This window comes from Arthrobacter sp. Hb9-2 (genome assembly GCF_059091165.1).
In genome coordinates, this window is sequence record NZ_JBNHGJ010000049.1 from 1 (window position 1) to 23,210 (window position 23,210).

Sequence of the window (23,210 nt, forward strand, 5' to 3'; positions counted from 1 at the left end):
GTGCGCCTTGGACCCGGCGATGTCGTAGCGGGCCAGCCGCCAGTCAAAGTGCGTGGACTTGCTCAGCGCCGCCAGTGCATCCGCGGGACCGCCGGCGAACCGGCCGCCCCACAGCGCGCCTGTGTTTGTGGCTTCGGACTTGGTGGTTTCGGTGGACTCAGCCACAGGGGCTACTTTCCTGCGACGCGGATGTCGCGGCCGGAGGCAACCTTGGCGGACATGCCCCACAGCTCGATGAAGCCCTTGGCCATGGACTGGTCAAAGGTGTCGCCGGTGTCGTAGGTGGCAAGGTTGAAGTCGTAGAGCGACGTGTCGGAGCGGCGCCCGTTGACGATGGCCTGGCCGCCGTGCAGGGTCATGCGGATGTCGCCGGAGACGTACTTCTGCGTGTCCTCGATGAAGGCGTCCAGGGAGCGCTTCAGCGGGGAGAACCACTGGCCGTCGTAGACCAGTTCGGACCAGCGCTGGCCAACGGTGGCCTTGAAGCGGGCCTGCTCGCGCTCAACGGTGATGTCCTCCAGGTGCTTGTGGGCTGTGATCAGCGCCATGGCACCCGGGGCTTCGTAGATTTCGCGGGACTTGATGCCCACGAGGCGGTCCTCGACGACGTCGATGCGGCCCACGCCCTGGGCGCCGGCACGGCGGTTGAGTTCCTTGATGGCCTGCAGCGGGGTGACCTTCACGCCGTCAATCGCTACCGGCACGCCGGCCTCGAAGGAGATGGTGACCTCGTCCGGTGCGGGCGGGAACTCCGGGGTGGCGGTGTAGTCGTAGATGTCCTTGGTGGGGGCGTTCCAGATGTCCTCGAGGTAGCCGGTTTCCACCGCGCGGCCCCAGACGTTCTGGTCAATCGAGTACGGGTTCTTCTTGGTGGTCTCAATCGGCAGGCCCTTTTCCTCGGCGAAGGCGATGGCCTTGTCGCGGGTAAGGGCGAGGTCGCGGACGGGGGCGATGCACTTCAGGTCGGGCCCGAGGGTCTGGATGCCCACTTCGAAGCGGACCTGGTCGTTGCCCTTGCCGGTGCAGCCGTGGGCAACGGTGTTGGCGCCGAATTCGCGGGCAGCCTTGACGAGGTGCTTGACGATGACGGGGCGGGAGATGGCGGAAACCAGCGGGTAGTGGCCCTGGTACAGGCCGTTGGCCTTCAGCGTGGGCATGCAGTACTCGTTGGCGAACTCGTCGGAGGCGTCGGCCACGTAGGCTTCGACGGCGCCGCAGCCCAGGGCACGCTGGCGGATGGTTTCCAGGGACTCGCCGCCCTGCCCGACGTCGACCGCCACGGCGATGACCTCGGCGCCGGTGGCTTCACCGATCCAGCCGATGGCTACTGAGGTGTCCAGGCCGCCGGAGTAGGCCAGCACGATGCGTTCAGTCACGGAAATGCTCCTTGTAATTGGGGTTTGTAGATGTTGTCTTCAAGCTTATTGCCCGGCTTCTTCAGCCAGCTGCAGGAACCTGGCGGCAAGGTCCTGGCCGCCCTGTGGGTCCCGGGAGACGAGCAGTACTGTGTCGTCGCCGGCGATGGTCCCCAGGATGGACGGCATCACGGAGTGGTCGATCGCCAGGGCCAGGAAGTTGGCTGCACCCGGCGGTGTGCGGAGAACGGCGATGTTGGCCGAAGCCTCCGCTGTGACCAGGAGTTCACTGCACAACCGGGCCAACCGGGCGTCCAGGATTTCCTGGCTCACCCCGCTCTTGGCGGCCCGCTCCCCGCCTTCACCCGGAACGGCATACACCAGCACGCCCTCCTTGCCGCGGACCCGGACCGCGCCGAGTTCAACGAGGTCCCGGGACAGCGTCGCCTGGGTGACCTGCACGCCGTCGTCCGCCAGCAGGGCCGCCAGCTCCGCCTGGGAACGCACGGACTCCCCCGTCAGAATGGCGGTGATCCGCGCCTGCCGGGCTGTCTTGGTCGCCGGGCTGGAGCCCGGCGACGCCGGTTGGGCGGACACTAGAACGTGCTCTCCCCGGTGCCTTCAACGGGGGACAGACCGTCGACGAATGCCAGGCCGGAGCGGTGCATCAGCCATGCCATCAGGGCCTTCTGGGCGTGCAACCGATTTTCGGCCTCGTCCCAGACGATGGACTGCGGCCCGTCGATGACGCCTGCGGAGATCTCGTAGCCGCGGTAGGCAGGCAGGCAGTGAAGCACGACGGCGTCTTCCGCAGCCTGCGCCATGGCCGCCTCGTCCACGGAGTACTCCCGGAACAACTGCAGACGGGCTTCCTTTTCGGCTTCCTGGCCCATGGATACCCACGTGTCGGTAGCGACGACGTCGGCACCCTTCAAGGCTGCCGCGGCGTCCGTGGTGACCAGCACGGAGCCGCCGGTCTGCGCGGCGCGCTCTTCGGCTTCAGCCACGATGTCTGCAGCCGGGAGGTAGCCCTCGGGGCCGGCAATGCGGACGTGCATGCCCGCCGTCACGCCTGCCAGCAGGTAGGAATTGGCCATGTTGTTGGCGGCATCCCCGAGGTAGCTCATGGTGAGGCCCTTGAGGCCGCCCTTATGCTCCTTCACGGCCAGCAGGTCCGCGAGCAACTGGCACGGGTGGTAGTCATCGCACAGCGCATTGATCACGGGGACGCTGGAGTTTTCGGCCATCGCCACGAGGCCGGCGTGCGGCCCGGTCCGCCACACGATGGTGGATACCATCCGTTCCAGGACCTTGGCGGTGTCCTCCACGGACTCCTTGTGGCCGATCTGGGCCTCGCCCGGGTTGATGATGAGGGCGTTGCCGCCCATGTCCGCGATGCCGGTGGCAAACGAGACCCGGGTACGGGTGGACGTCTTGTCGAAAATCACGGCCACAGTTTTGCGGCTGTTGCCCTCTGCAGCGTAGGGCTGCACACTGTAGGGCGCGGCCTTCATACGCGCGGCGAGCTCCAGGACCTCTGCCTGTTCGGCCGGGCTGAGGTCGGTGTCCTTGAGGAAGTGCCGGGTGGCGTTCTTCCCAGGGGCTGCACTGGTGTGAACTGCCGAAGTCACTGGGCGTCCTTAGCTGTCTGGAGGATGGCCGGGAAGGCGGCCAGGAAGGAGTCCGCCTGGGCGATGGTGAGGACCAGCGGCGGCGCCAGGCGGATGGTACGGGGGCCGGGACTGTTGACGATAAAGCCGGCATCAAGGCCGGCCTGCACCACTGCCGGGGCATCGTCCGCGTCCAGGTCGAAGCCGATAAGCAGGCCTTCGCCCCGGACCTCGCTGACGCCCGGAAGGGCCGCCAGTGCAGAGCGCAGGTGCTCCCCGACCTTTGCGACGTTCGCCAGGACGTCCTGGCTTTCGATCGCGTGCAGTGTGGCGAGGGCGGCCGCCGTCGCCACGGGGTTCCCGCCGAATGTGGTGCCGTGCTGGCCCGCAGCCAACAACGACGACGTTCCGGCACCAAATGTGACCAGGGCACCAATGGGGAAACCGCCGCCCAGGCCCTTGGCGAGCGTGACCGCATCGGGCATGATTCCGGAGTCCTCGCTGGCAAGCCACTTACCGGTGCGGCCGATCCCGGTCTGCACCTCGTCCAGGATCAGCAGGGCACCCACCCGGGCGGTCAGCTCCCGCGCTGCCCGGAGATAGCCGGGCGGCAGGGGACGTACGCCCGCTTCGCCCTGGATCGGCTCCAGGAAGACTGCGGACACAGTTTCGTCAACAGCGTCCTTGAGCGCCTCGACGTCGCCGAACGGGATGTGCACCACACCGCCGGGCAGCGGCTCGAACGGCGCCCGGTAGGCTTCCTTGGCCGTCAGGGCCAGCGCGCCCATTGTGCGGCCGTGGAAGGCGCCTTCGAGGGCAATGATTTTGGTCCGCTTCGTCCCGCTGCCACCGGAATTGCGGCGGGCCAGCTTGAAGGCAGCCTCGTTGGCCTCGGTTCCGGAGTTGGTGAAAAACACTTTGGAACCGGCGGGCGCACTGGTGAGCTCAAGGAGCTTTTCGGCCAGCGCAATCTGGGTGGGGCTGGTGAAGAAGTTGGAGACGTGGCCGAGGGTGGCCAGCTGGCTGGAGATGACCGACGTGACGAACGGGTTGGCATGGCCCAGCGCGTTAACGGCGATGCCGCCGAGCAGGTCCAGGTACTCCTTGCCGTCGGCGTCCCAGACCAGGCAGCCGGCGCCGCGGACCAGGACGCGCTGCGGCGTGCCGAATACCCCCATGAGTGAGGTGGAGTAGCGGGCCAGCCACTCGGATCCGGCGTGGCCCTTGGTCTCCACCAGCTCCGTCACCGCTGACTTCTCCATGGCATTCATCCGTTGATCTCCTCGTCCGGGACGACCTGCGTGCCAATGCCCGCCGTCGTGAATGTTTCAAGAAGCATGGAGTGGGGCAGGCGCCCGTCCACGATGTGCGCGCGTTCTACTCCCTCATTGATGGCCTTGAGGCAGGCGGCCATCTTGGGGATCATGCCCGATTCGAGCCTGGGCAGCATGTCCCGCAGCTCCGAGGCCGTGAGGGAGGAGATCAGCGAGGACTTGTCCGGCCAGTTGGCGTACAGGCCTTCGACGTCGGTCAGGATCACCAGTTTGGAGGCGCCCAGTGCCGAGGCGACGGCCGCTGCCGCGGTGTCCGCGTTGACGTTCAGGACCTGGCCGGTGGGCTGGAAGCGTGCGGTGCCGGCCACGCCGTCTCCGCCGTCCACGATCTCTGGGGCAACCGTGGAGATCACGGGGATCCGGCCGGCCTCGAGGATGTCCACGATGCCGGCGGGGTCGACGCCCACCACTTCGCCGACCAGCCCGAGGTCCACTTCTTCGCCGTCAACCACAGTCCCGGTCCGGACGGCGCGCAGCAGGCCGCCGTCCTCGCCGGACATGCCCACCGCGTAGGGGCCGTGGGAGTTGATCAAACCCACCAGTTCGCGTCCCACCTGGCCGGTGAGGACCATCCGGACCACGTCCATGGCCTCAGGGGTGGTCACACGCAGCCCGCCCTTGAATTCGGACTCGATGCCGAGCCTGCCGAGCATTGAGTTGATTTGGGGGCCGCCGCCGTGGACAACCACCGGGTGGATGCCCACGTGGTGGAGGAACACGATGTCCTCCGCAAAGGCGCGGCGAAGATCGTCGTTGACCATGGCGTTGCCGCCGTACTTGATCACCATGATGGTGCCGGCGAACCGCTGGATCCAGGGCAGGGCCTCAATCAGGGTTGCTGCCTTGTCCTGGGCGTCGGACATGCTGGTGGTTTCACGCGTCTGGGTGTTCATGCTGTCACTTTCCGCAACGATTTTTAGCCGGGGGCGCGGGGCTCCTAGCTGGAGTACGCGCTGTTTTCGTGCACGTAGTCGTGGGTAAGGTCGTTCGTCCAGATGGTGGCCTCGGCGTCGCCGGCCTGCAGGTCGATTTCCACCAGCACCTCACGCGGTTCCAGGTCCACCAGGCTGCGGTCATCGCCAATGCTGCCGTTGCGGCAGATCTGGACTCCGTTGATGGCCACGTTCAACTGGTCCGGTTCGAACGCCGCGTCGGTGGTGCCGACGGCGGAAAGCACACGGCCCCAGTTGGGATCCTTGCCGAAGATGGCGGCCTTGAACAGGTTGGACCGTGCCACTGAGCGGCTGACGGTTACGGCATCGGCTTCGCTGGCGGCGTTGAAGGTGCGGATGGCGATGTCATGGCTCGCACCTTCGGCGTCCGCGATCAGCTTCCGGGCGAGTTCGGCGCACACCTGGGTAAGGCCGGCGCCAAAACTTTCCGCGGACGGCACGGCACCGGAGGCGCCGGAGGCCAGCAGGACCACCGTGTCATTGGTGGACATGCAGCCGTCTGAGTCGGCCCGGTCAAAGGTGACGCGGGTGGAGTCGCGGAGGACGACGTCGAGCATTTCGGCTTCCACCGCGGCGTCCGTGGTGAGGACCACCAGCATGGTGGCCAGGCCCGGTGCCAGCATGCCGGCGCCCTTCGCGATGCCGCCGATGCTGAATTCCTGGCCGTCTGCGTCGGTGCCGATAAACAGGGCGGCCTTGGGCACCGAATCGGTGGTCATGATGGCCGTGGCCGCAGCAGGTCCACCGTCGGTGCTGAGGGCTGTGGCGGCCGCCTCCACGCCGGGAAGGATCTTGTCCATGGGCAGCTGCTCACCGATCAGGCCAGTGGAGCAGACAAAAACATCGGTCGCCGAGATGCCGAGGACTTCAGCTACTTTTTCTGCCGTGCTGTGGGTGTTTTGGAAGCCGGTGGGGCCGGTGCAGGCGTTGGCGCCGCCGGAGTTGAGGACCACGGCATCCACCCGGCCGTCCGAAACCACCTGACGGGACCAATGGACGGGGGCAGCAGCCACGCGGTTGCTGGTGAACACGGCGGCGGCTGTTTTGGCGGGCCCGTCGTTGACCACCAGGGCAAGGTCCGGGTTGCCGGAGGCCTTGAGCCCGGCGGTAACGCCGGCGGCACGGAAGCCACGGGGTGCGGTAATGGTCACGGGGCTACTCCCTGCAGGTCAAGGCCGGCCGTTTCAGCCAGGCCGAGTGCGATGTTCATGGACTGGACGGCGCCACCGGCGGTCCCCTTGGTGAGGTTGTCGATGGCGCAGGTGACAATCACCCGGCGGGTGTGCGGGTCAAAGGCAAGCTGCATGGCGGCGTGGTTGGACCCCTGCACGGACTTGGTGGCGGGCCACTGCCCCTCCGGCAGGACGTGGACAAAAGGCTCGTCGTCGTAGGCGTCGGTCCAGGCCTGGCGCAGCTGTTCTGCAGTAACTCCGGCCGCCACCTTGGCCGTTGCCGTGGTGAGGATCCCGCGGCTCATGGGTGCAAGGGTAGGCGTGAAGGAAACGGTCACCTGTTCCCCAGCCGCATTGGACAGGCCCTGCTCGATCTCGGGGGTGTGCCGGTGCCCGCCGCCAACGCCGTAGGGGCTCATGGACCCCATCACCTCGGCACCGATCAGGTTGACCTTCGCTGCCTTGCCGGCACCGGAGGTACCGGAGGCGGAAACGATGACGACGTCGTCGGGCTGGAGGAGGTTGGCGGCGAACCCGGGCGCCAGGGCCAGCAGGGCCGACGTCGGGTAGCAGCCCGGCACGGCGATACGGCTGGCTCCCTTGAGGGCTTCCCGCTGGCCGGGCAGTTCGGGCAGGCCGTAGGGCCAGGTGCCGGCATGCGCCGAACCATAGAATTTTTCCCACGCCGCGGGGTCCTGCAGGCGGTGGTCGGCGCCGGCGTCGATCACCACTGTCCCTTCCGGAAGCTGGGCGGCAATGTCTGCGGATGCGCCGTGGGGCAGTGCGAGGAAGACGACGTCGTGGCCGGAGAGGTTCTCTACGGTGGTGTCCTCAAGGATCCGGCTGGCAAGTCCGTGCAGGTGGGGCTGCAGCTCGCCCAGGCGCGACCCCGCGTTGCTGTGCGCGGTGATCGCTCCGATGGTCACGTCCGGGTGGCCCGCGAGCAGGCGAAGGACCTCTCCGCCGGCGTAACCGCTGGCGCCTGAGACTGCAACAGAAATAGTCATGGCCTCAACCTTACAGCAAACTTATTCATCACGTCCGATATTTATGCATACGGCTGTTCGCGGCAGGGCGTTAGGACACACTGCTGCGGGAGGACGTCCCCGCTCCATCCCTGAAGCCTAGGATGGGTGGACCGGGCAAGGAAACTCCGGCCCGCGGAAGGAATCCATGACGCACGCCATTGTCGCCGGGCAAGCCGGTGGTCCCGAAGTCCTCTCCTATGTACCGGTTGAGCGCCCCGTTCCCGGTCCCGGACAACTGCTTGTCCAGGTAGCGGCAGCGGGGGTCAACTTCATCGATACATACAAGCGCAGCGGCGTGTACAAGGTCCAGTATCCGTTCATTCCGGGCTCTGAAGCTGCAGGTACAGTTGTGGGGCTTGGGGAAGGGGTTACGGGATTCGCAGAGGGAGACCGCATTGCCACCGCGGAGGGCCACGACTGCTACGCCGGTCATGCCCTGGTGGACGCTGATAAAGCCTTGCCGGTGCCGGAGGGACTTGACGATGCCACTGCAGCCGCCCTGCCGCTGCAGGGCCTGACGGCCCATTACCTGGTCAATTCCACCTTCAAGGTTCAAGCTGGCCATAACGTCCTGCTCCATGCCGGCGCAGGCGGGGTGGGCCTGCTGCTCATCCAGCTCCTCAAGGCCAAGGGAGCACGGGTCATCACCACCGTGTCCACCGACGAGAAGGAAGACCTGGCGCTCGGAGCCGGGGCGGACCACGTTCTGCGCTACGACGGCTTCGACAATGCAGTGCGGGACCTCACCGGCGGCAAGGGCGTTGACGTGGTCTATGACGGGGTGGGCAAGGATACGTTCGACGGTTCACTTCGCGCCCTTCACGTCCGGGGCATGCTGGCCTTGTTCGGCGCAGCCTCCGGCCCCGTCCCGCCCGTGGATCCGCAGCGCCTGAATGCAGGGGGTTCACTGTTCCTGACCAGGCCCACCATGGCCCACTATTTGCAGGATGCCGCGGAACGGCGCTGGCGCTCGGACGAAATTTTCGCTGCCGCTGCCGATGGCAGCCTCAAAGTCCGGGTCGGCGGCCAGTACCCGCTGGCGGAGGCGGCCCAGGCGCACCGCGACCTCGAAGGGCGCCGCACCACCGGTAAGGTCGTGCTGATTCCGTAGGCTCCTGCCACACGAAAACAGGAGGTCCTGCAGCACCAAGGCTGCGGGACCTCCTGTCTGTAGAAGCTGCAGGCTTAGCGCTGGACGGCGCCGAAGCGCTCGGCCGCCAGGGCCACAGCACCTTCCCGTGCGGCTGATGCCTCGTCCGCCGTGAGGGTACGGTCATCTGCCCGGAACCGGAGTCCGAAGGCCAGAGACTTCTTGCCCTCTTCAATGCCCTTGCCGGCGTAGACATCGAACAGCGCTACGTCCTCCAGCAGTTCACCGGCACCTTCGCGGAGTGCGGCCAGCACGTCATCGGCCGGTACCTCCGCAGGGACCACCAGCGCCACGTCCTGGGTGGCCACCGGGAACGTGGAAATGTGGCGCGCCACGATCACGTCCGGCGCGGCCTCAAACAACGCGTCGGCGTTAATCTCCAGGGCCACCGAGCGGGCCGGCATATCGGACGCAGCGAGGAGTTTGGGGTGCAGCTCTCCCGCATAACCCACCACTTCCCCTGTCCGCAGGGACAGTTTCGCCGCGCGTCCGGGGTGGAATGCCTGGTGGCTGCCTTGGCTGACCACTACCTCGACGCCCAGGACGTCCCCGGCAAGGCGTGCAATGTCCAGGGCATCTGCCCAGTCCCACACGCGCGGTGCATGGGCCGCTGCGGCAGGGGAATCGTGTCCCGTGAGGACCACGGCAAGGTGGAACGGCTGGGCGGGGACGCCGTCGTACAGTTGGTCCAGTACCTCATCGGCAGGCTTCACCCCGAGCGGCGGAATGGACTCGGTGCCCATCCCCTCGGCCGGCAGGAACACCAGGCCTGACTCGAAGAGTGCCAGATCGCGGAAACCGCGCGAGTGGTTGCGCTTCGCCACCTCGATGAGTCCCGGCAGGATGGAAGTTCGCAGGAAGCCCTGTTCCTCGCTGATGGGGTTCGCCAGCTTGACGGCGCTGCGGGCAGCACCCTCTTCAGGCATACCGAAGGTGTCGTTGGCAGCCTTCGAGACGAACGGGTAGGACAGCACTTCGGTGAGGCCGGCGTCCGCCAGGGCCTGGATCAGGCGGCGGCGCTGCTGCTGCACACGCGTGAGGCCGCGGCCGGGAGGGGCCACCGGCAGTGTGGCGGGGATCTGGTCGTAACCCACCAGACGGGCGATCTCCTCGGAGAGGTCCTCCTTGGTTTCCAGGTCGTGCCGCCAGCTCGGGGCAGTAACGCTCCAGCCGACGTCGTTCTTCACCACGGCTGCGCCAAGGTCCTCAAGGGACGTAACGATCTGCTCTTCCGTGAAGTCGATGCCGATCCGGGCGGCAGCAAAGGCCGCCGGAAGTTCAATCGTGACGGAGTCAGGGGCGGTCCCGACGTCGGTTCCACCCTCGTCCGCCGTGCCACCGGCCAGGTCCACCAGGAGGTCGACCACCCGCTGTGCGGCGATATCGGCGATATGCCAGTCCACGCCGCGCTCGAAACGCTTGGACGCCTCGGACGGCAGCTTGTGCCGGCGGCGGGAGCGGGCGATGGAAACTTCATCGAAGCGTGCGGCTTCAACGAGGATGTTCGACGTCGAATCGGCCACCTCGGTTGCCGCCCCGCCCATAACACCGGCGATCCCGATGGGACCGGAAGCGTCGGTGATCAGGAGGTCCTCGGCGTCGAGCGCGCGCTCCTTGTCATCCAGGGTGGTGAACTTCTCACCCGCCAGGGCGCGGCGCACCACGATGTCCCCGGACAGCTTGTCGAGGTCGTAGCAGTGCGTGGGCTGGCCCAGTTCGAACATGACGTAGTTGGAGATATCCACGGGCAGCGAGATGGAACGGACGCCGGCCAGCCGCAGCCGGGAAACCATCCACGGCGGGGTGGGCCGGGTGGCGTCCACGCCGCGGACGGTGCGGGCCACAAACCGGTCGCAGCCCGGCTTCCCGTAGATGGGGGCGTCGTCGTTGATCTTTACGCCGTAGCCGCCCGAAAGCTCCGCCGGAGCGTTCACGCGGGACGCGGGATCGGTGAAGGAGGTACCGGTGGCGTGGGCGTACTCGCGGGCAACGCCACGTATGGAGAAGGCGTAGCCGCGGTCCGGGGTGACGTTGATTTCCGCGGCTTCATCGTACAGGCCCAGGAGTTTCATGGCGTCGGTGCCGATTTCCGGATCCAGCCCGATGCGGGACAGCACCAGGATCCCGTCATGATCCTCGCCGATACCCAGTTCGCGCACCGAGGCGATCATGCCGGCGGAGAGGTGTCCGTAGGTCTTCCGGGCGGAGATGTGGAAGTTGCCCGGCAGCACCGCGCCCGGCAGCGTCACCACTACCTTGTCGCCTTCCACGAAGTTGTGGGCACCGCAGATGATGCCCTGCACGCCGGAGGGGTCTATGCCCTTGCCGGTGAGGGTCTGTTCCTGCCCCTCGGGGACAACGCGGACCTGGCACCAGTTGATGGTCTTGCCGTTGGTCTGCGGTTCCTTGACCAGGCTCAGGACCTGGCCCACCACGATGGGACCCTGCAGGGTGTCCGTGGGACGGTGGACGTCCTCTTCTTCGAAGCCGACCTTGACCAGCTCGGTCATTACCTCTTCGGCCGTAGCTCCGGCCGGTACCTCTGCGAATTCACGCAGCCAGGAAAGTGGGATACGCACTGTTAGATCTCCATCCCGAAATGCTCGCTGAAACGTACATCGCCTTCAATCATGTCGCGCATGTCCCCCACCTCGTTGCGGAACATCAGGGTGCGCTCAATGCCCATGCCGAAGGCAAAACCTGAATAGACGTCCGGGTCGATGCCGGCGGCGCGGAGCACGTTGGGGTTGACCATGCCGCAGCCGCCCCATTCGATCCAGCGCGGGCCCCCCTTGGCGCCGGGATGCCAGATGTCCAGCTCCGCGGACGGCTCGGTGAACGGGAAGTAGTTGGGGCGCAGCCGGATCTGTGCTTCGTCGCCGAACATCTGCCGGGCAAAGTGCTCCAGGGTGCCGCGCAGGTCAGCCATGCTGAGCTTCCTGTCGATGGCCAGGCCCTCAAACTGGTGGAACACCGGAGTGTGCGTGGCGTCCAGCTCGTCGGTACGGAACACCTTGCCCGGGCACAGCACGTAGATGGGCAGCTCGCGTTCCAGCATGGAGCGGACCTGCACCGGGGAGGTGTGGGTGCGCATCAGGAGGTGGGCCTCGGGCGGCTCCACGAAGAAGGTGTCCTGCATCTCGCGGGCGGGGTGGTCCGGCTTGAAGTTCAGGGCGTCGAAGTTGAACCACTCCGATTCAACTTCCGGTCCCTCCGCAATCTCCCAGCCCATGCCCACGAAGATGTCCGCGACGCGGTCCTGGAGGGTGGAGAGGGGGTGGCGGGCGCCGGCACGACGACGGCGCGGAGCGGCGGTGACGTCAACCGTCTCCTCGAGGAGGATCCGTGCGTCGTTTTCCGCTTCCAGCTCTGCCGTGCGGTCCGCGAGCGCCTTGTTGACGCGTCCGCGGGATACGCCCATCAGCTTTCCTGCGACAGCCTTCTGGTCCTTGGGCAGCCTGCCGATTTCGCGGTTGGCGAGGCTGAGCGGTGACTTCTCACCGGTGTGCGCTAGCCTCACCGCCTTCAGCTCGTCAAGGGTGGCCGCGCCGGCGATGGCGGCGGTGGCCTGGTCTACAGCGGCAGTGATGGCGGCTTCATCCGTGGGGTTCGGGATGGCGGCGCCCGGCAAAGTTTCAGTCATCTACTGTTCTTAGCTACGAGTCGTGGCTGCCGGTGAACGGGCAGCCTGCACGGTTCCCCGGCGGCTCGTCCGTCACTGGCAGGTCATGGATGAATGCCCTATATTCGCGTGCAAATATCAGTGCATCCAATGACATGGTCAGGGCATACCGGCAAAGCCGGCGGCCACTGCCCTCCAGTCTAATTGAACGGCCCGGCTACCATGTCCTCATGACACCACGGCAGCCTGCGGAGCTTCGGGCGTCCCTGACTGTGCCGCAGCGGCTGCGGCTGGCAGCCAATGTGGTCAACGGCAGCACTGTCCTCGGACTCGCCGTGGCCACAGCGGCGAGGACGGAACTCAGCAACGGCCCGCGGGGCCTGATTATTGCCGCAGGATACCGGTGGCGGCTGCCGTTTGCCGCCGCGTTCACCCTGGGGAACGTGGTCCTGTGCCGCTGCACCGCAGCCGACCTGGTGTCCAGGCCGGCGCTGCTGGGGCACGAGGAAAAGCACTGCTCCCAGTACGCGTGGTGCCTGGGTATCCCATTCCTCCCTTTGTACTTCCTCGCCGCCGCCTGGTCCCTGATCCGTACCGGGAATCCGGGCACGGGCAACATCTTCGAACGGCATGCCGGACTGCAGGCGGGCGGCTACCCTGCGCTCGGGACCCGGAGCCGGCCTGGGCGCCCCGATCCCTCTGAAGTGGAGGCATAACCCATGCAGACGGAACCTGACCCCAATGAAGCAAGTGACGACGTCGGGCCTGACGGGTACCAGCCCGGCGGCCCTGGATCCGGTGGGACTCAGTATGGTGACACTGACTCCGGTGACACTGGCTCCGGCGGCGGGCAGCCAGCGGGTACTGTGAGCGTCACCGGGACCGGCTCGGCGGAGGCTGCCCCTGATCTGATGGTGGTTTCGATTGGTGTGGAGTGCCGTGCCGACTCCGTGGAGGCCGCCTACTCCCGGGCGGGCTCCAGCTCCGAAGCAGTCTCTTCCGCCTTCCGCCGGCACGGCGTTGAGGGGTCCGACATTCGCACCACCGGCCTTAACGTGCGTGCGGACCTCGCGTGGAAGGAAGGCGAAGGACAGCGCGTAACGGGATACATTGCAGCCAGCACGCTCACCGTAAGGTTGCGCGCACTCGATACCGCCTCCGCCGCAATCTCAGACGCCGTCGGGGCGGGCGGCAACGAGGTCCGCCTGAACGGCCTTGAACTGACCTTCAGCGACGATGCAGCGGTGCGGGCACGTGCCCGGGAGGCTGCGTGGCTGGACGCATTGGAGACCGCCCGCCAGTATGCCCAACTCGCCTCCGCCCGGCTGGGACGGGTGGTATCGGTAGCGGACAACACCCCGGTCCAGGGTCCGGTGCCGCTGGCGCGGATGCAGCGGGCTGCTGCTGTGGAATCCCTCACCGTGGAGGCGGGGAACTCCGAAGTGGGCGCGGCCATCACCGTGGTGTGGGAGCTCCTGACCCGCCCCTAGCCCCGTTGTTATTGATTGCCAGAGCCGCGTGACGCTTGACTTAAGTTCGAACATACATTCGAATTGACCCTATGAGATGGGATGCTAAAGCACTGCTGCCGCCGCCGGCGGAAACCCTTGCAGCTGGCGCGCCGGCTGCCTTGCTTCCCCTCGCCGGCCTCGTCAGGTCGGTGACCACACCTGATTTCGCCGGCATCACGTTCCATGAGGTCACTGCCAAATCGGTGCTCAACAAAATTCCGGCCGGTTCACGGATGCCTTTCGAATGGACTATCAACCCCTACCGCGGCTGCAGCCACGCCTGCGTGTACTGCTTCGCCAGGAAGACCCACACCTACCTTGATTTCGACGCCGGGCTGGATTTTGACAGCCAGGTGGTGGTGAAAGTCAACGCGGCTGAGGTCCTGCGGAAAGAGCTGGCCAAACCTTCCTGGACCCGCCAGCAGGTGGCCCTGGGAACCAACACGGACCCGTACCAGCGCGCCGAGGGCCGCTATCAGCTGATGCCCGGGATCATCAGCGCCTTGGCCGACTCCGGCACTCCCCTGTCCATCCTCACGAAGGGAACACTGTTGGCCAGGGACATACCGTTGTTGAAGAGTGCGGCCACGCAGGTGCCGGTGGGCGTCGGCATTTCGCTCGCCATGACCGACGAAGCGCTGTCGGAAGCCGTCGAACCAGGCACACCGGGACCACGGGCGCGGCTGAAACTTGTGTCCCGGCTTCGTGACGCCGGGCTGCCGTGCGGGGTTATGGCCATGCCCATCCTGCCATGGCTCTCGGACAGTGACGAAGCCCTGGATTCACTCTTCGCCTCCCTCGCTTCCGCCGGAGCCACCGGCGTAACGGCCGGTGCGCTGTATCTGAAGCCGGGCACCAGGGAATGGTTCATGAAGTGGATCGCCGCGAATCATCCCGGGCTTGCCGGCCGCTACCGGCGCCTGTACGGAACCGGTTCCTACGCTCCAAAGGAATACCGCACCTGGCTCGCCGGGAAAGTCCGCTACTTCAAGGCACGGCACGGCTTTTCCCATTCGTCCGGCTTCAGCCACCGGGACTTGGACGATCCCCGCGGCGAGGAAGCGGAGTACCCGGCAGGCATCATCCCGGCCATGGCATCGGAGGGGGCTCCCGGAACAACACCGTCGGGAAAGCCTGCTTCGCTGCCGCCAACCGCATCGAAGTCAGCCTTGCGTCCCGCGGAATCCGCCGCGCTGCCCGGCACCTCAGGCCCGGCAGGACAGGAAACCCTCTTCTAGGAGCGCCCTTTTCCTGCGGGCAGGGCCAGCTCCGCCAGCAGGGCACGCACAATGGGAAAGTCGGCAGGAATCCACGGCAGGCCAAGAACCTCGTCGTGGTTGTCCAGTGACACCCACCGCAGCTCATCATGGTCTTCGAGGGGTTGGGGTTCACCGTGGACGATTTCCGCGAACCAGACCCGCATACTGGCCCGTTCGTTCAGCGGCCAGCCGTGGCGGGCTTCGGACTGAAGCTCCCCGCCCAGGCGCGCCCCGATTCCCAGTTCCTCGGACAGCTCGCGGCAGAGCGCTGCCTCCGGCTCTTCGCCCGGTTCCACCTTGCCACCCGGGAACTCCCAGAGCCCGGCCAGCTTCTCCGGCGCACTGCGGCGCGCCACGAGCAGCATGGAAGGTTCCTGGAGGCGGTCAACTACGGCTCCGCCCACCACCTGTATCAGTCCAGTCACCGCCCCATTCTATGGGGGACAATGGAAAGGCCCCTGGCACTCATTCCACGCCCGGGGAATACCTGTATGCCGCCGGGCGTTTTCCCGGGGGTCCAGGCCCCATCCCAGCCCCACTGCCGTGGCTGCAGCCCAACCTTGTATCTCCAGCACTTCGAAAAGCAGGCACATGAGCAGCGTCCTACAGTCGCCCACGGCAAAAAGCACCTCCTCCCCCAATATCGCGATGGCGATCCTCGCCCTGGCGATGGGAGGGGTGGGAATCGGCGTCACCGAGTTCACCATGATGGGCCTGCTCAAGGAGGTGGAACAGGGCCTGGGCATCAGTACGCCCGAAGCCGGGCACCTCATCTCCGCCTACGCGCTGGGAGTGGTGGTTGGCGCACCCCTGCTTGCCGCCGTCGGTGCAAAACTTCCGCGCAAGAACCTGGCACTCGGACTCATGCTCTTCTTTACCGTCGCCAACCTCACGTCCTTCCTGGCCCCGGACTACGGAACCATGCTGGTTTCACGTTTCGCGGCCGGGCTGCCGCATGGCGCATTTTTTGGCGTTGCTGCCGTCATCGCCGCCTCGCTCGTGCCGCCCACCCGCCGCGGCTGGGCGATCTCCATGGTGATGGCGGGCCTGAGCATTTCCAACGTCGTTGGGGTTCCGGCGGCAACCTGGGTGGGGCAGACCTACGGCTGGCGGCTGCTGTTTATCCTCGTAGGCCTGCTCGGAGTGCTGACCCTGGTGCTGATCTGGCGCTTTGTTCCGTTCCATGAGGCCCATCCTGACGCCAGCATCCGCCGTGAACTGGGGGCTTTGAAGCGGCTCCAGGTGTGGCTTGCCATCATGATCGGCATCGTCGGCTTCGGCGGTTTCTTTGCCACCTACACGTACATCTCCCACACGATGACCCACGTGGCCGGACTCCCGTCGGCGCTGATTCCGCTGGTAGTGGCCCTTTACGGACTGGGCATGGTGGCCGGCAACGTCGTCGGCGGCAGGATCGCCGACAAATCCGTGATGGGTACGCTCTACAGCGTGCTGCCTGCCATCGCGGTGGCCCTGGTGGTCTACGCGATCGCTGCTGAGTGGCCCTGGTCAGCCCTGGTGATGGTCTTTGTGGTGGGCGCTGCGGGCTCCATGCTCGTACCGGCGCTGCAGACCCGCCTGCTGGACGCCTCCCCGGACGCACCATCGCTGGCGTCGTCCCTGAACCATGCCGCCCTGAACGTTGCCAACGCCCTCGGCGCTTTCCTGGGCGGGCTGGTCATCGCCTGGGGATGGGGCTACGTTGCCCCCGCACTGGTGGGCGCATGCCTTGCCGTCCTGGGCCTGGGCGTCGCCGTAATAAGCGGCCTGCTGGAACGCAAAAGGCCGCTGACCGCCTGATTCCATCCACCAGCACCAGACCCTAAGCATGCTGACAGTGTGCAGGCCCCTATGTTAGCTTGATGCTCATCGGGAGGGTTTATCCCGGTCACTATAAGGAGGAGACATGGGTTTTCTTGCTTGGATTATTCTCGGCCTCATTGTTGGGGCCATCGTTAAAGCCGTGATGCCCGGCAGGGTAGGCGGCGGTTGGGTCACCAGCCTCGTTCTTGGCGTGGTAGGGGCAATTGTGGGCGGCTGGATCGGCAGCCTGCTCTTCAACAGGGGCGATCTCGCCTTCTTCGATCTCGGCACGTGGATTCTCGCCATCGTAGGCGGCCTGGTGGTCGCCGGCATCTACGGTGCCATCACCGGGCGCGGCAAAACCTCACGCGCGCCCTGAGTTCCGGGTAAATAGCAAATTTCACACAAGCGAGGGCTCCGGCGAAACCGGGGCCCTCGCTGCGTGTGGGTACGTACGAAAAGCTACGCCGTCAGGGCGGCCGGCAGGTGCTGCGAACGCGCACTGGCGTAGAGGCAGACGGTGGCTGCAGTGCCCAGGTTGAGGCTTTCTGCAGCACCGTAGACAGGCACTGCCACACGGTGGTCCGCCAGGTCCAGCTCCTCTTGGGACAACCCCTGGGCCTCATTGCCGAACAGCCAGGCCGTGGGATTTTCCAGGTCGTACTCCGACGGGGCTCCGTCTCCGGTCAGCCGGCGCCTGGCGTTCTCGTCCTGCAGCGCATCGAGGTTGAGGGAACCGTAGCCGTCAGCAGCCAGGATACCAATTCCCCGCGCCCTGCACGCCGCTGCCAGTTCGTTGACGTCGGCTCCCAGCACCACCGGAAGGTGGAACAGGGATCCGGCCGTGGAGCGGACCGCCTTGGGGTTGTAGATGTCAACGCTGGAGCCGGTGAGAACCACCGCGTCTGCTCCCGCGGAATCCGCCGCGCGGAGGACGGTTCCGGCATTGCCCGGATCACGGACCTGGCACAGTACGGCAATCAGGCGCGGGCCGGCGTCGAGCACTTCTTCAAGGGCCACATCCAGGAAACGGCAGACGGCAATGATGCCCTGCGGGTTAACGGTGTCTGCCATGGCGGCCAGGACCTCGTCTGTGGCCAGCCGCGCGTTTGTGCCCTCAGAGAGCTCCTCGAACTCGGGAAACCGGTCCAGGCAGGCTTCGCTGGCGAACACCTCGGTGACCACCCCCGGGGCTCCCTCGGCGAGGCGCTGTTGGTGGAGCTTCAGCGCTTCGCGGACTGCCTGGGGCCCTTCGGCCAGGAACTGCCCGCGCTTTAAACGCGCCGGGCGCCCGGCAAGTTTTGCCACGTCCTTCACCCGATCTGCTCGGGGGTTGGAGAGTGGAAAATCCTGCGGGCGCCCGGTTTCGTTCATATAGGAAACTTTAGTGGCTAGGGCCACCAGTTCCTGAACTGCCCCTCGCATGAGGGAAGGCAGGTCTACTGTGCAGCGACAACCTTCTTGGCGGAGGTGTCGGCCGGCAGCGAGTCCTTGGCCACCTGGACCAGCGCAGCGAAGGCGTTGGCGTCCGAGACGGCCAGCTCGGCCAGCATACGGCGGTCAACCTCAACCTCAGCGGCCTTCAAGCCCTGGATGAGGCGGTTGTAAGTGAGGCCATTGGCGCGGGAAGCAGCGTTGATGCGCTGGATCCACAGGCGGCGGAAGTCGCCCTTCTTCTTCTTGCGGTCACCGTAGCTGTAGACAAACGAGTGCAGCAGCTGCTCTTTTGCCTTGCGGTACAGGCGTGAACGCTGTCCACGGTAGCCCTTTGCGCGTTCAAGGATAACCCGGCGCTTCTTGTGGGCGTTGACCGCCCTCTTCACACGTGCCACGTGCGTACTCCTTCGAAAATTCTGCTCCCAAGCATCTACTGCCGGAATTCCCCGGCGGCCTGAGAAGGCTTTTTGGTAGGTGACTTACACCAGGTGGTGGTCCGTCAAAGAACTTGGAAACTAGATGCCGAGCATCTTCCGGATGACCTTGGCGTCGCCCTTGAAGACGATCTTGTCGCCGGCAAGGCGGCGGGTCAGCCTGGAGGACTTGTGCTCGAGGTAGTGGCGGCGGTTGGCCTGCTGGCGGCGCAGCTTGCCGCTGCCGGTCAGCTTGAAGCGCTTCTTAGCACCACTGTGGGTCTTCATCTTCGGCATGGGAACCGATCTCCTTACATGTCCGCAGGCTGGGCCTGCAGTTCTATCGCGCAGCTGCCCCTGGGGGCGGCGTACTGGTTGCTGACTGCCGAAGGGCGACCTTCGGCAGCTGTGGACTAAGTGGTCTTCTTGCCAGCCGGCTTGGGCACTGCCTTGGGGGCAGGGCGGGCGGCGGGCTTGGGTGCAGCGGGCCTGGCCACCGGCTTCGGCGGAGCAGGAACTGCTGCGGGCTTCGGCGCCGCAGCTGCCGGCTTGGCAGCTTCGGGCTTTTCAACAACGGGCTTGGGGGCCGGTGCAGCAGCCTTCGGTGCGGGGGCAGCGGCCTTCGGCGCGGGAGCCTTGGGGGCTTCCTTCCGGGGAGCCTCCTGCTTCGGAGCTTCCTTGACAGCCTCCTGCTGGGGAGCCTCCTGGACAGATTCCTCCGCAGGCGCGGCAGCAGCGGCAGGTTCGATGGCGGGAGCCGCCTCCTGCACGGGAGCTTCAGCGACTGCTTCCGTGGACACCGTGAATCCCTCGGGAAGCAGGTCCGCGAGGGACTGCGTCAAGGGTGCCTGGTCGCTGCCGGAAACGTCGACACGGCCGGTTGCTTTGGCTTCGTTCTGCGCTTTCGCTTCAGCCCGCTGCGTTGCGCGGCGTGCCTCAGCCTTGGCCTCAGCCTTGTTCTTCAACGGGCCAACCACCATGACCATGTTGCGGCCGTCGATCCGCGGGCTGGATTCAACCACGCCAACTTCAGCGACGTCGTCGGCAAAACGCTGCAACAGCCGGATGCCCATTTCCGGACGCTGCTGTTCGCGGCCGCGGAACTGGATCATTGCCTTGACCTTGTCCCCGGCGCCGAGGAAGCGCAGTGCATGCCCGCGCTTGGTCTCGTAGTCGTGGGTGTCAATCTTCAGGCGGAAACGGATTTCCTTCAGAACCGTGTTCGTCTGGTTCTTCCGTGCTTCACGTGCCTTGACCGCGGCCTCGTACTTGTACTTGCCGAAGTCCATCAGCTTGCACACCGGAGGCTTAGCCTGAGGCGCAACTTCAACGAGATCAAGGTCGGACTCGGCGGCCAGACGCAGGGCATCCTCAATACGGACGATTCCTACCTGTTCACCTGCAGGGCCGACCAGCCGCACCTCGGGGACGCGGATACGCTCATTGATTCTTGGCTCGCTAATGTTAAAGCTCCTGTGTTGTTGTGGGATCCCGGCAAATAGAGAAGGCCCCCAATTGCCGGAGCAATCGAAGGCCTCGAGGATTGGCTGTGCGCGTCCCGCTCAAGGGACTGCACGGATGGTTCCAGCATGTGCCGGTTCCGCTGCCAACCAGTACCCGGCAACCTTGCGTTCCATGGATCCTGCGGAACAGCGGCTGACGCGGGTGGGAGAGAACTCCGCTTGCAAACTGCATGCCATCTTACAGAAAAAATTCCCGTCAACGCAGTGAAGCGCCGGTGGGAACCTTGATCGTTTGGAACAATCTCTGAAATAACGACATCCAGTCGGTCTGTGTCAAGCTTACCAGTATGAGCACCCCAGACAGTAATTCATACGTTTTCGAGCCTGCGGACGCCGGTTCCGACATCTCCCAGCAGATTCGCGACATTTCGGAAGTGCCGGCCATCGAGGTCATCACCACCGCAGCCGTTCACCTGATGAGTGCCGCTGCGGTCAAGCTTGGCCTTGCTGTGGAAGAGAATGCCGAGGAGCTGAAGGACCTGGACGAGGCCCGGAAACTGATCACGGCCCTGGCCGGTTTGGTGACCGCGGCCGCCCCCGAGATCGGTTCCCAGCATGCAGGCCCGTTGCGCGACGGCCTGCGTTCGCTTCAGCTGGCCTTCCGCGAGGAGTCGCTGATCCCCGACGCTCCGGGCAAGGGCCCGGGCGAGAAGTACACCGGCGCGGTCAACTGACGCCGTAACGCACTACTGAGCAGTTCACGACGGCGGGCCTTTCCTTCCGAGGGGAGGCCCGCCGCCGTGCGTTGACCCTCGGAGTTTTTGTCCAGCTATGCAGGCTTAGACGTATCTCAAGTCCGCATACCTGGACAAAAACTCTGTGCCTTAGGCTGTGATTTTGCTTCTGCGGCGCCGCTGGAGCACCAGTCCGATGAGGCACAGCACCACGCCGGCCGCGCCCACCGAGACAAAGCCCCCGGACGGCCCGATCCGGTCGATGAAGATGCCAGCCAGGGGCGCGCCGAGCGCAACTCCCGCGGTGAGGGCGGAGCCGTACCAGCCCATCGCCTCGCCGCGCCTCGCCTCATCCACCAGGTCCGCCACCTTCTCGGAGGCTGACGAGAGTACCGGGGCGCACAGGAGCCCGGGAAGGATGGCAACCAGGGCCAGCGTCCAGGTGTCATGGGCGAACCCCATGGGGATGGTCAGGGCTGCCATGCCGAGGAGCAGGACAATGGGCGATACGGGCCGGTGCATGGCACCGTAAATGAGCCCGCCCACGACAGAAGCTGCGCACCAGAACAGGAAAACGATGCCGATCTCGGCCTGGTGGCCGCCGGTTTCCAGCGCTGCCACAATCCCCACATCCGTGCCGCTGAGGACCATTCCCGCGCCGGCGGCAACGGCGAAGAGTGCGGCCACGGTGGCGGTGAACCAGGTGAAGCTGCCCGCAACCTTCTCCTTCAGCCCGGCGCTGCGGGCATTGTGGGCCGCAGCCGGGGCCAGGTCCGCGGCGGCTTCCTGCAGGTGGGCCGGGGCTGTGGAGACCACGGCGGCCTCGGCCGCACGCTGCTGGTCCGCCTCACAGTCGTCGCCGGAAGCAGCACTTCGTGTTGGCGGATTGAACCACATCAGGAACAGGCCGGCCAGCGACGTGCAGACGCCCACGATGGTCAGGCCCGCCACGCTGAAGCCGCTGGTGGCGACGATGGCGCCCGCGGCCGGACCGATCATAAAGACGACTTCGGTGGTGATCGCGTCCAGCGCGAAAGCGGTCCGGCGCTGTTCGCCGTCGGCCAGGACGCCGAGGGACTGGCGTACCACGCTGAAGATAGGCAGCGTGAGCAACCCGCCCACAAACACCAGGGGAAGGAGCCACTGGTAGGAGACGTGCGGCACTATGGACCAGATGACGGTCTCGGACACGACAGAGGGAATCAAGGCCTTGCGCAGCCCTACGGTGTCCACCCGCCGCCCCCGCCAGGGAGCACCAAGGGCGATACCAATGGTCATCACGGCAGCGGCCGCACCCGCAGCCGCATACCCCTGGCCCAGGGTGAGGACGATGTGCAGGGTCAGCAGCACTCCGGCCGCCGAGTGCGGAATACGGGCGATCATGCCGACCAGAAGCAACCGCCTGATGGGCTGGACGGCCAGCAACTCCCGGTAGAGAGCGAAATTCACGAAAGAATCCTTCGGTCTGCCGCAGCCGGCCGGGGATCCCCCTCCTGGCAGCAGCTAGTGGACAGCGCGCCGCAGTTTAATTTCCATGGAGTCGACCCGCTCACCAAACAATACATTCCTGGACCACTCAGCCTGCAGTCCGGCAACCAGCTGCTGCACCCCGGCGGCGTCCAGGCCGTCTGCCAGGTACAGCACCACCTGCAGCTCGGGACCGGCGCCGCCACCGGCAAGGACGGATCCGTCGGCGGTTTGGGCGGCCACTCCCCTGCCCGGGAGAAGCTCCAGGCCGCGCACCGCGGGGAAGCCCGCCGCGGCCCGGCGCATCTCGCCGGCCAGGACGCCATCGGTGTAGGACGGGATCCAGTCGTGCTGCTGGGCCAGGGCCCACATGGCTGGCCTCCGGACCACAAACGTTACCGTCGCGCCCGGGTCCAGGACCAGCAGCTCGGCACCCTCGGACACCGCGGAAAGTGCAGCCCTGGCTGCGTAGACGGCGACGGGCCTGGCTGCGGGGTGCCAGGCTGCCAAAGCCTTGGCAGACGTGAAGGCAGGCATGGCGGTCCTGCCATCGGCGGCCTTGAGGGTGACCAGGGCCATGTCGGCCTGTTTGTCGGCCTGCAGGCCATCCTGGCCTTCGGCTTCTTCAGCGAGCTGGGCAACGATCGGAATAAAGACGCGGGCGGTGGCCAGCGAGGCGACCACGGCAGCCTCGTCCCCCCGCCCTGCCTGCAGGGCTGCGACGGCGGTGAGATAGCCGGCGTCGGCCGTTCCGTCGTCGTCCTCGAAGTTATGGATCCTGGCGTCGTCACCGGCGAGGCTCCGCCCCGCCCAGGGCTGCCCGGCAGAGTCGGCGGCGCCACAGGCCCCAGACTTTGCGGCGGCGATGTGGAATGGAAGGTGGCGCTGGGGTTGTTTGT

23 protein-coding genes and 1 pseudogene are annotated in these 23,210 nt (G+C 66.0%); 7 read left to right on the plus strand and 17 right to left on the minus strand.

Translation table 11 applies throughout. The annotated features are described in order from the left end of the window. The 8 genes and pseudogenes from AC5RV1_RS19660 to argC all read right to left on the minus strand — a co-directional run. Window positions 1-165: pseudogene (locus tag AC5RV1_RS19660) on the minus strand (argininosuccinate lyase); the annotation flags it as partial. A 5-nt stretch (window positions 166-170) separates the two neighbouring features. Beyond that, on the minus strand, window positions 171-1,376 hold the full coding sequence (locus AC5RV1_RS19665; protein ID WP_493995717.1) for an argininosuccinate synthase: 1,206 nt from the start codon (window positions 1,374-1,376) through the stop codon (window positions 171-173). Between the two features lie 45 nt (window positions 1,377-1,421). Further along, window positions 1,422-1,952 (minus strand): arginine repressor, encoded by a 531-nt coding sequence (locus tag AC5RV1_RS19670; RefSeq protein WP_102976225.1) that lies wholly within the window; start codon window positions 1,950-1,952, stop codon window positions 1,422-1,424. Next, window positions 1,952-2,986 (minus strand): ornithine carbamoyltransferase, encoded by a 1,035-nt coding sequence (argF, locus tag AC5RV1_RS19675; protein ID WP_493947210.1) that lies wholly within the window; start codon window positions 2,984-2,986, stop codon window positions 1,952-1,954. The genes AC5RV1_RS19670 and argF overlap by 1 nt, the downstream gene beginning before the upstream one ends. Then, the gene (locus tag AC5RV1_RS19680; RefSeq protein WP_493947211.1) at window positions 2,983-4,236 is read right to left on the minus strand and encodes an acetylornithine transaminase; all 1,254 of its coding nucleotides are present in this window, start codon (window positions 4,234-4,236) and stop codon (window positions 2,983-2,985) included. Before AC5RV1_RS19680 ends, argF begins: the two co-directional genes overlap by 4 nt. Then, entirely contained in the window at window positions 4,233-5,192 is a 960-nt protein-coding gene (argB, locus tag AC5RV1_RS19685) for an acetylglutamate kinase (protein ID WP_493995718.1), read from the minus strand. The genes AC5RV1_RS19680 and argB overlap by 4 nt, the downstream gene beginning before the upstream one ends. A gap of 44 nt (window positions 5,193-5,236) precedes the next feature. Continuing rightward, complete coding sequence (argJ, locus tag AC5RV1_RS19690; RefSeq protein WP_493995719.1) at window positions 5,237-6,403, minus strand: bifunctional glutamate N-acetyltransferase/amino-acid acetyltransferase ArgJ; 1,167 nt, start codon at window positions 6,401-6,403, stop codon at window positions 5,237-5,239. Continuing rightward, window positions 6,400-7,431, minus strand: coding sequence for an N-acetyl-gamma-glutamyl-phosphate reductase (gene argC / locus AC5RV1_RS19695; RefSeq protein WP_493995720.1), 1,032 nt, complete (start codon window positions 7,429-7,431; stop codon window positions 6,400-6,402). Before argC ends, argJ begins: the two co-directional genes overlap by 4 nt. Window positions 7,432-7,597: 166 nt before the next feature. Between argC and AC5RV1_RS19700 the strand changes: the two genes are divergently transcribed. After that, on the plus strand, window positions 7,598-8,563 hold the full coding sequence (locus AC5RV1_RS19700; protein WP_493995721.1) for a quinone oxidoreductase family protein: 966 nt from the start codon (window positions 7,598-7,600) through the stop codon (window positions 8,561-8,563). Window positions 8,564-8,637: 74 nt separating this feature from the next. Here AC5RV1_RS19700 and pheT read toward each other — a convergent pair whose 3' ends face one another. Together pheT and pheS are read right to left on the minus strand one after the other, a co-directional pair. After that, window positions 8,638-11,181: a phenylalanine--tRNA ligase subunit beta gene (gene pheT / locus AC5RV1_RS19705; protein WP_493995722.1), complete on the minus strand. Its 2,544-nt coding sequence runs from the start codon at window positions 11,179-11,181 to the stop codon at window positions 8,638-8,640. Between the two features lie 2 nt (window positions 11,182-11,183). Beyond that, window positions 11,184-12,245 (minus strand): phenylalanine--tRNA ligase subunit alpha, encoded by a 1,062-nt coding sequence (gene pheS, locus AC5RV1_RS19710; RefSeq protein WP_493947216.1) that lies wholly within the window; start codon window positions 12,243-12,245, stop codon window positions 11,184-11,186. Window positions 12,246-12,454: 209 nt separating this feature from the next. Here pheS and AC5RV1_RS19715 point away from each other — a divergent pair, with 209 nt between their 5' ends. From AC5RV1_RS19715 to AC5RV1_RS19725, 3 genes are all read left to right on the plus strand, one after another. Continuing rightward, window positions 12,455-12,940, plus strand: a complete 486-nt coding sequence (locus AC5RV1_RS19715; protein WP_493947217.1) for a hypothetical protein — start codon at window positions 12,455-12,457, stop codon at window positions 12,938-12,940. A 3-nt stretch (window positions 12,941-12,943) separates the two neighbouring features. Continuing rightward, entirely contained in the window at window positions 12,944-13,714 is a 771-nt protein-coding gene (locus AC5RV1_RS19720) for an SIMPL domain-containing protein (RefSeq protein ID WP_493995723.1), read from the plus strand. Window positions 13,715-13,785: 71 nt separating this feature from the next. Then, on the plus strand, window positions 13,786-14,973 hold the full coding sequence (locus tag AC5RV1_RS19725) for an Rv2578c family radical SAM protein (RefSeq protein ID WP_493995724.1): 1,188 nt from the start codon (window positions 13,786-13,788) through the stop codon (window positions 14,971-14,973). Here AC5RV1_RS19725 and AC5RV1_RS19730 read toward each other — a convergent pair. Beyond that, the gene (locus AC5RV1_RS19730) at window positions 14,970-15,419 is read right to left on the minus strand and encodes a (deoxy)nucleoside triphosphate pyrophosphohydrolase (protein ID WP_493995725.1); all 450 of its coding nucleotides are present in this window, start codon (window positions 15,417-15,419) and stop codon (window positions 14,970-14,972) included. The genes AC5RV1_RS19725 and AC5RV1_RS19730 overlap by 4 nt on opposite strands. A gap of 166 nt (window positions 15,420-15,585) precedes the next feature. Here AC5RV1_RS19730 and AC5RV1_RS19735 point away from each other — a divergent pair, with 166 nt between their 5' ends. Both AC5RV1_RS19735 and AC5RV1_RS19740 read left to right on the plus strand, forming a co-directional pair. After that, window positions 15,586-16,794 carry an MFS transporter gene (locus tag AC5RV1_RS19735; RefSeq protein WP_493947221.1) on the plus strand — a complete coding sequence of 403 codons (1,209 nt, stop codon included), beginning with the start codon at window positions 15,586-15,588 and terminating at the stop codon, window positions 16,792-16,794. 106 nt (window positions 16,795-16,900) lie between these two features. Next, on the plus strand, window positions 16,901-17,176 hold the full coding sequence (locus AC5RV1_RS19740) for a GlsB/YeaQ/YmgE family stress response membrane protein (RefSeq protein ID WP_163164575.1): 276 nt from the start codon (window positions 16,901-16,903) through the stop codon (window positions 17,174-17,176). An 83-nt stretch (window positions 17,177-17,259) separates the two neighbouring features. Here the strand turns inward: AC5RV1_RS19740 and AC5RV1_RS19745 are convergent, their stop codons facing one another. The 4 genes from AC5RV1_RS19745 to infC all read right to left on the minus strand — a co-directional run bounded on the left by AC5RV1_RS19745 (window position 17,260) and on the right by infC (window position 20,068). Further along, window positions 17,260-18,171, minus strand: coding sequence for a TrmH family RNA methyltransferase (locus AC5RV1_RS19745; RefSeq protein WP_493947222.1), 912 nt, complete (start codon window positions 18,169-18,171; stop codon window positions 17,260-17,262). Window positions 18,172-18,236: 65 nt separating this feature from the next. Further along, on the minus strand, window positions 18,237-18,629 hold the full coding sequence (gene rplT / locus AC5RV1_RS19750) for a 50S ribosomal protein L20 (RefSeq protein WP_163164571.1): 393 nt from the start codon (window positions 18,627-18,629) through the stop codon (window positions 18,237-18,239). A 120-nt stretch (window positions 18,630-18,749) separates the two neighbouring features. After that, complete coding sequence (gene rpmI, locus AC5RV1_RS19755) at window positions 18,750-18,944, minus strand: 50S ribosomal protein L35 (protein ID WP_009358635.1); 195 nt, start codon at window positions 18,942-18,944, stop codon at window positions 18,750-18,752. Between the two features lie 116 nt (window positions 18,945-19,060). Next, window positions 19,061-20,068 (minus strand): translation initiation factor IF-3, encoded by a 1,008-nt coding sequence (gene infC, locus AC5RV1_RS19760; protein ID WP_493995726.1) that lies wholly within the window; start codon window positions 20,066-20,068, stop codon window positions 19,061-19,063. 389 nt (window positions 20,069-20,457) lie between these two features. On the opposite strand from infC, the gene AC5RV1_RS19765 reads away from it, so the two are divergent. Beyond that, window positions 20,458-20,844 (plus strand): DUF1844 domain-containing protein, encoded by a 387-nt coding sequence (locus AC5RV1_RS19765; protein ID WP_493995727.1) that lies wholly within the window; start codon window positions 20,458-20,460, stop codon window positions 20,842-20,844. Window positions 20,845-20,994: 150 nt separating this feature from the next. Here AC5RV1_RS19765 and AC5RV1_RS19770 read toward each other — a convergent pair whose 3' ends face one another. Further along, complete coding sequence (locus tag AC5RV1_RS19770; protein ID WP_493995728.1) at window positions 20,995-22,293, minus strand: MFS transporter; 1,299 nt, start codon at window positions 22,291-22,293, stop codon at window positions 20,995-20,997. A 54-nt stretch (window positions 22,294-22,347) separates the two neighbouring features. Beyond that, the coding region (locus AC5RV1_RS19775; protein WP_493995729.1) for an SseB family protein at window positions 22,348-23,210 on the minus strand (863 nt) is incomplete at its 5' end.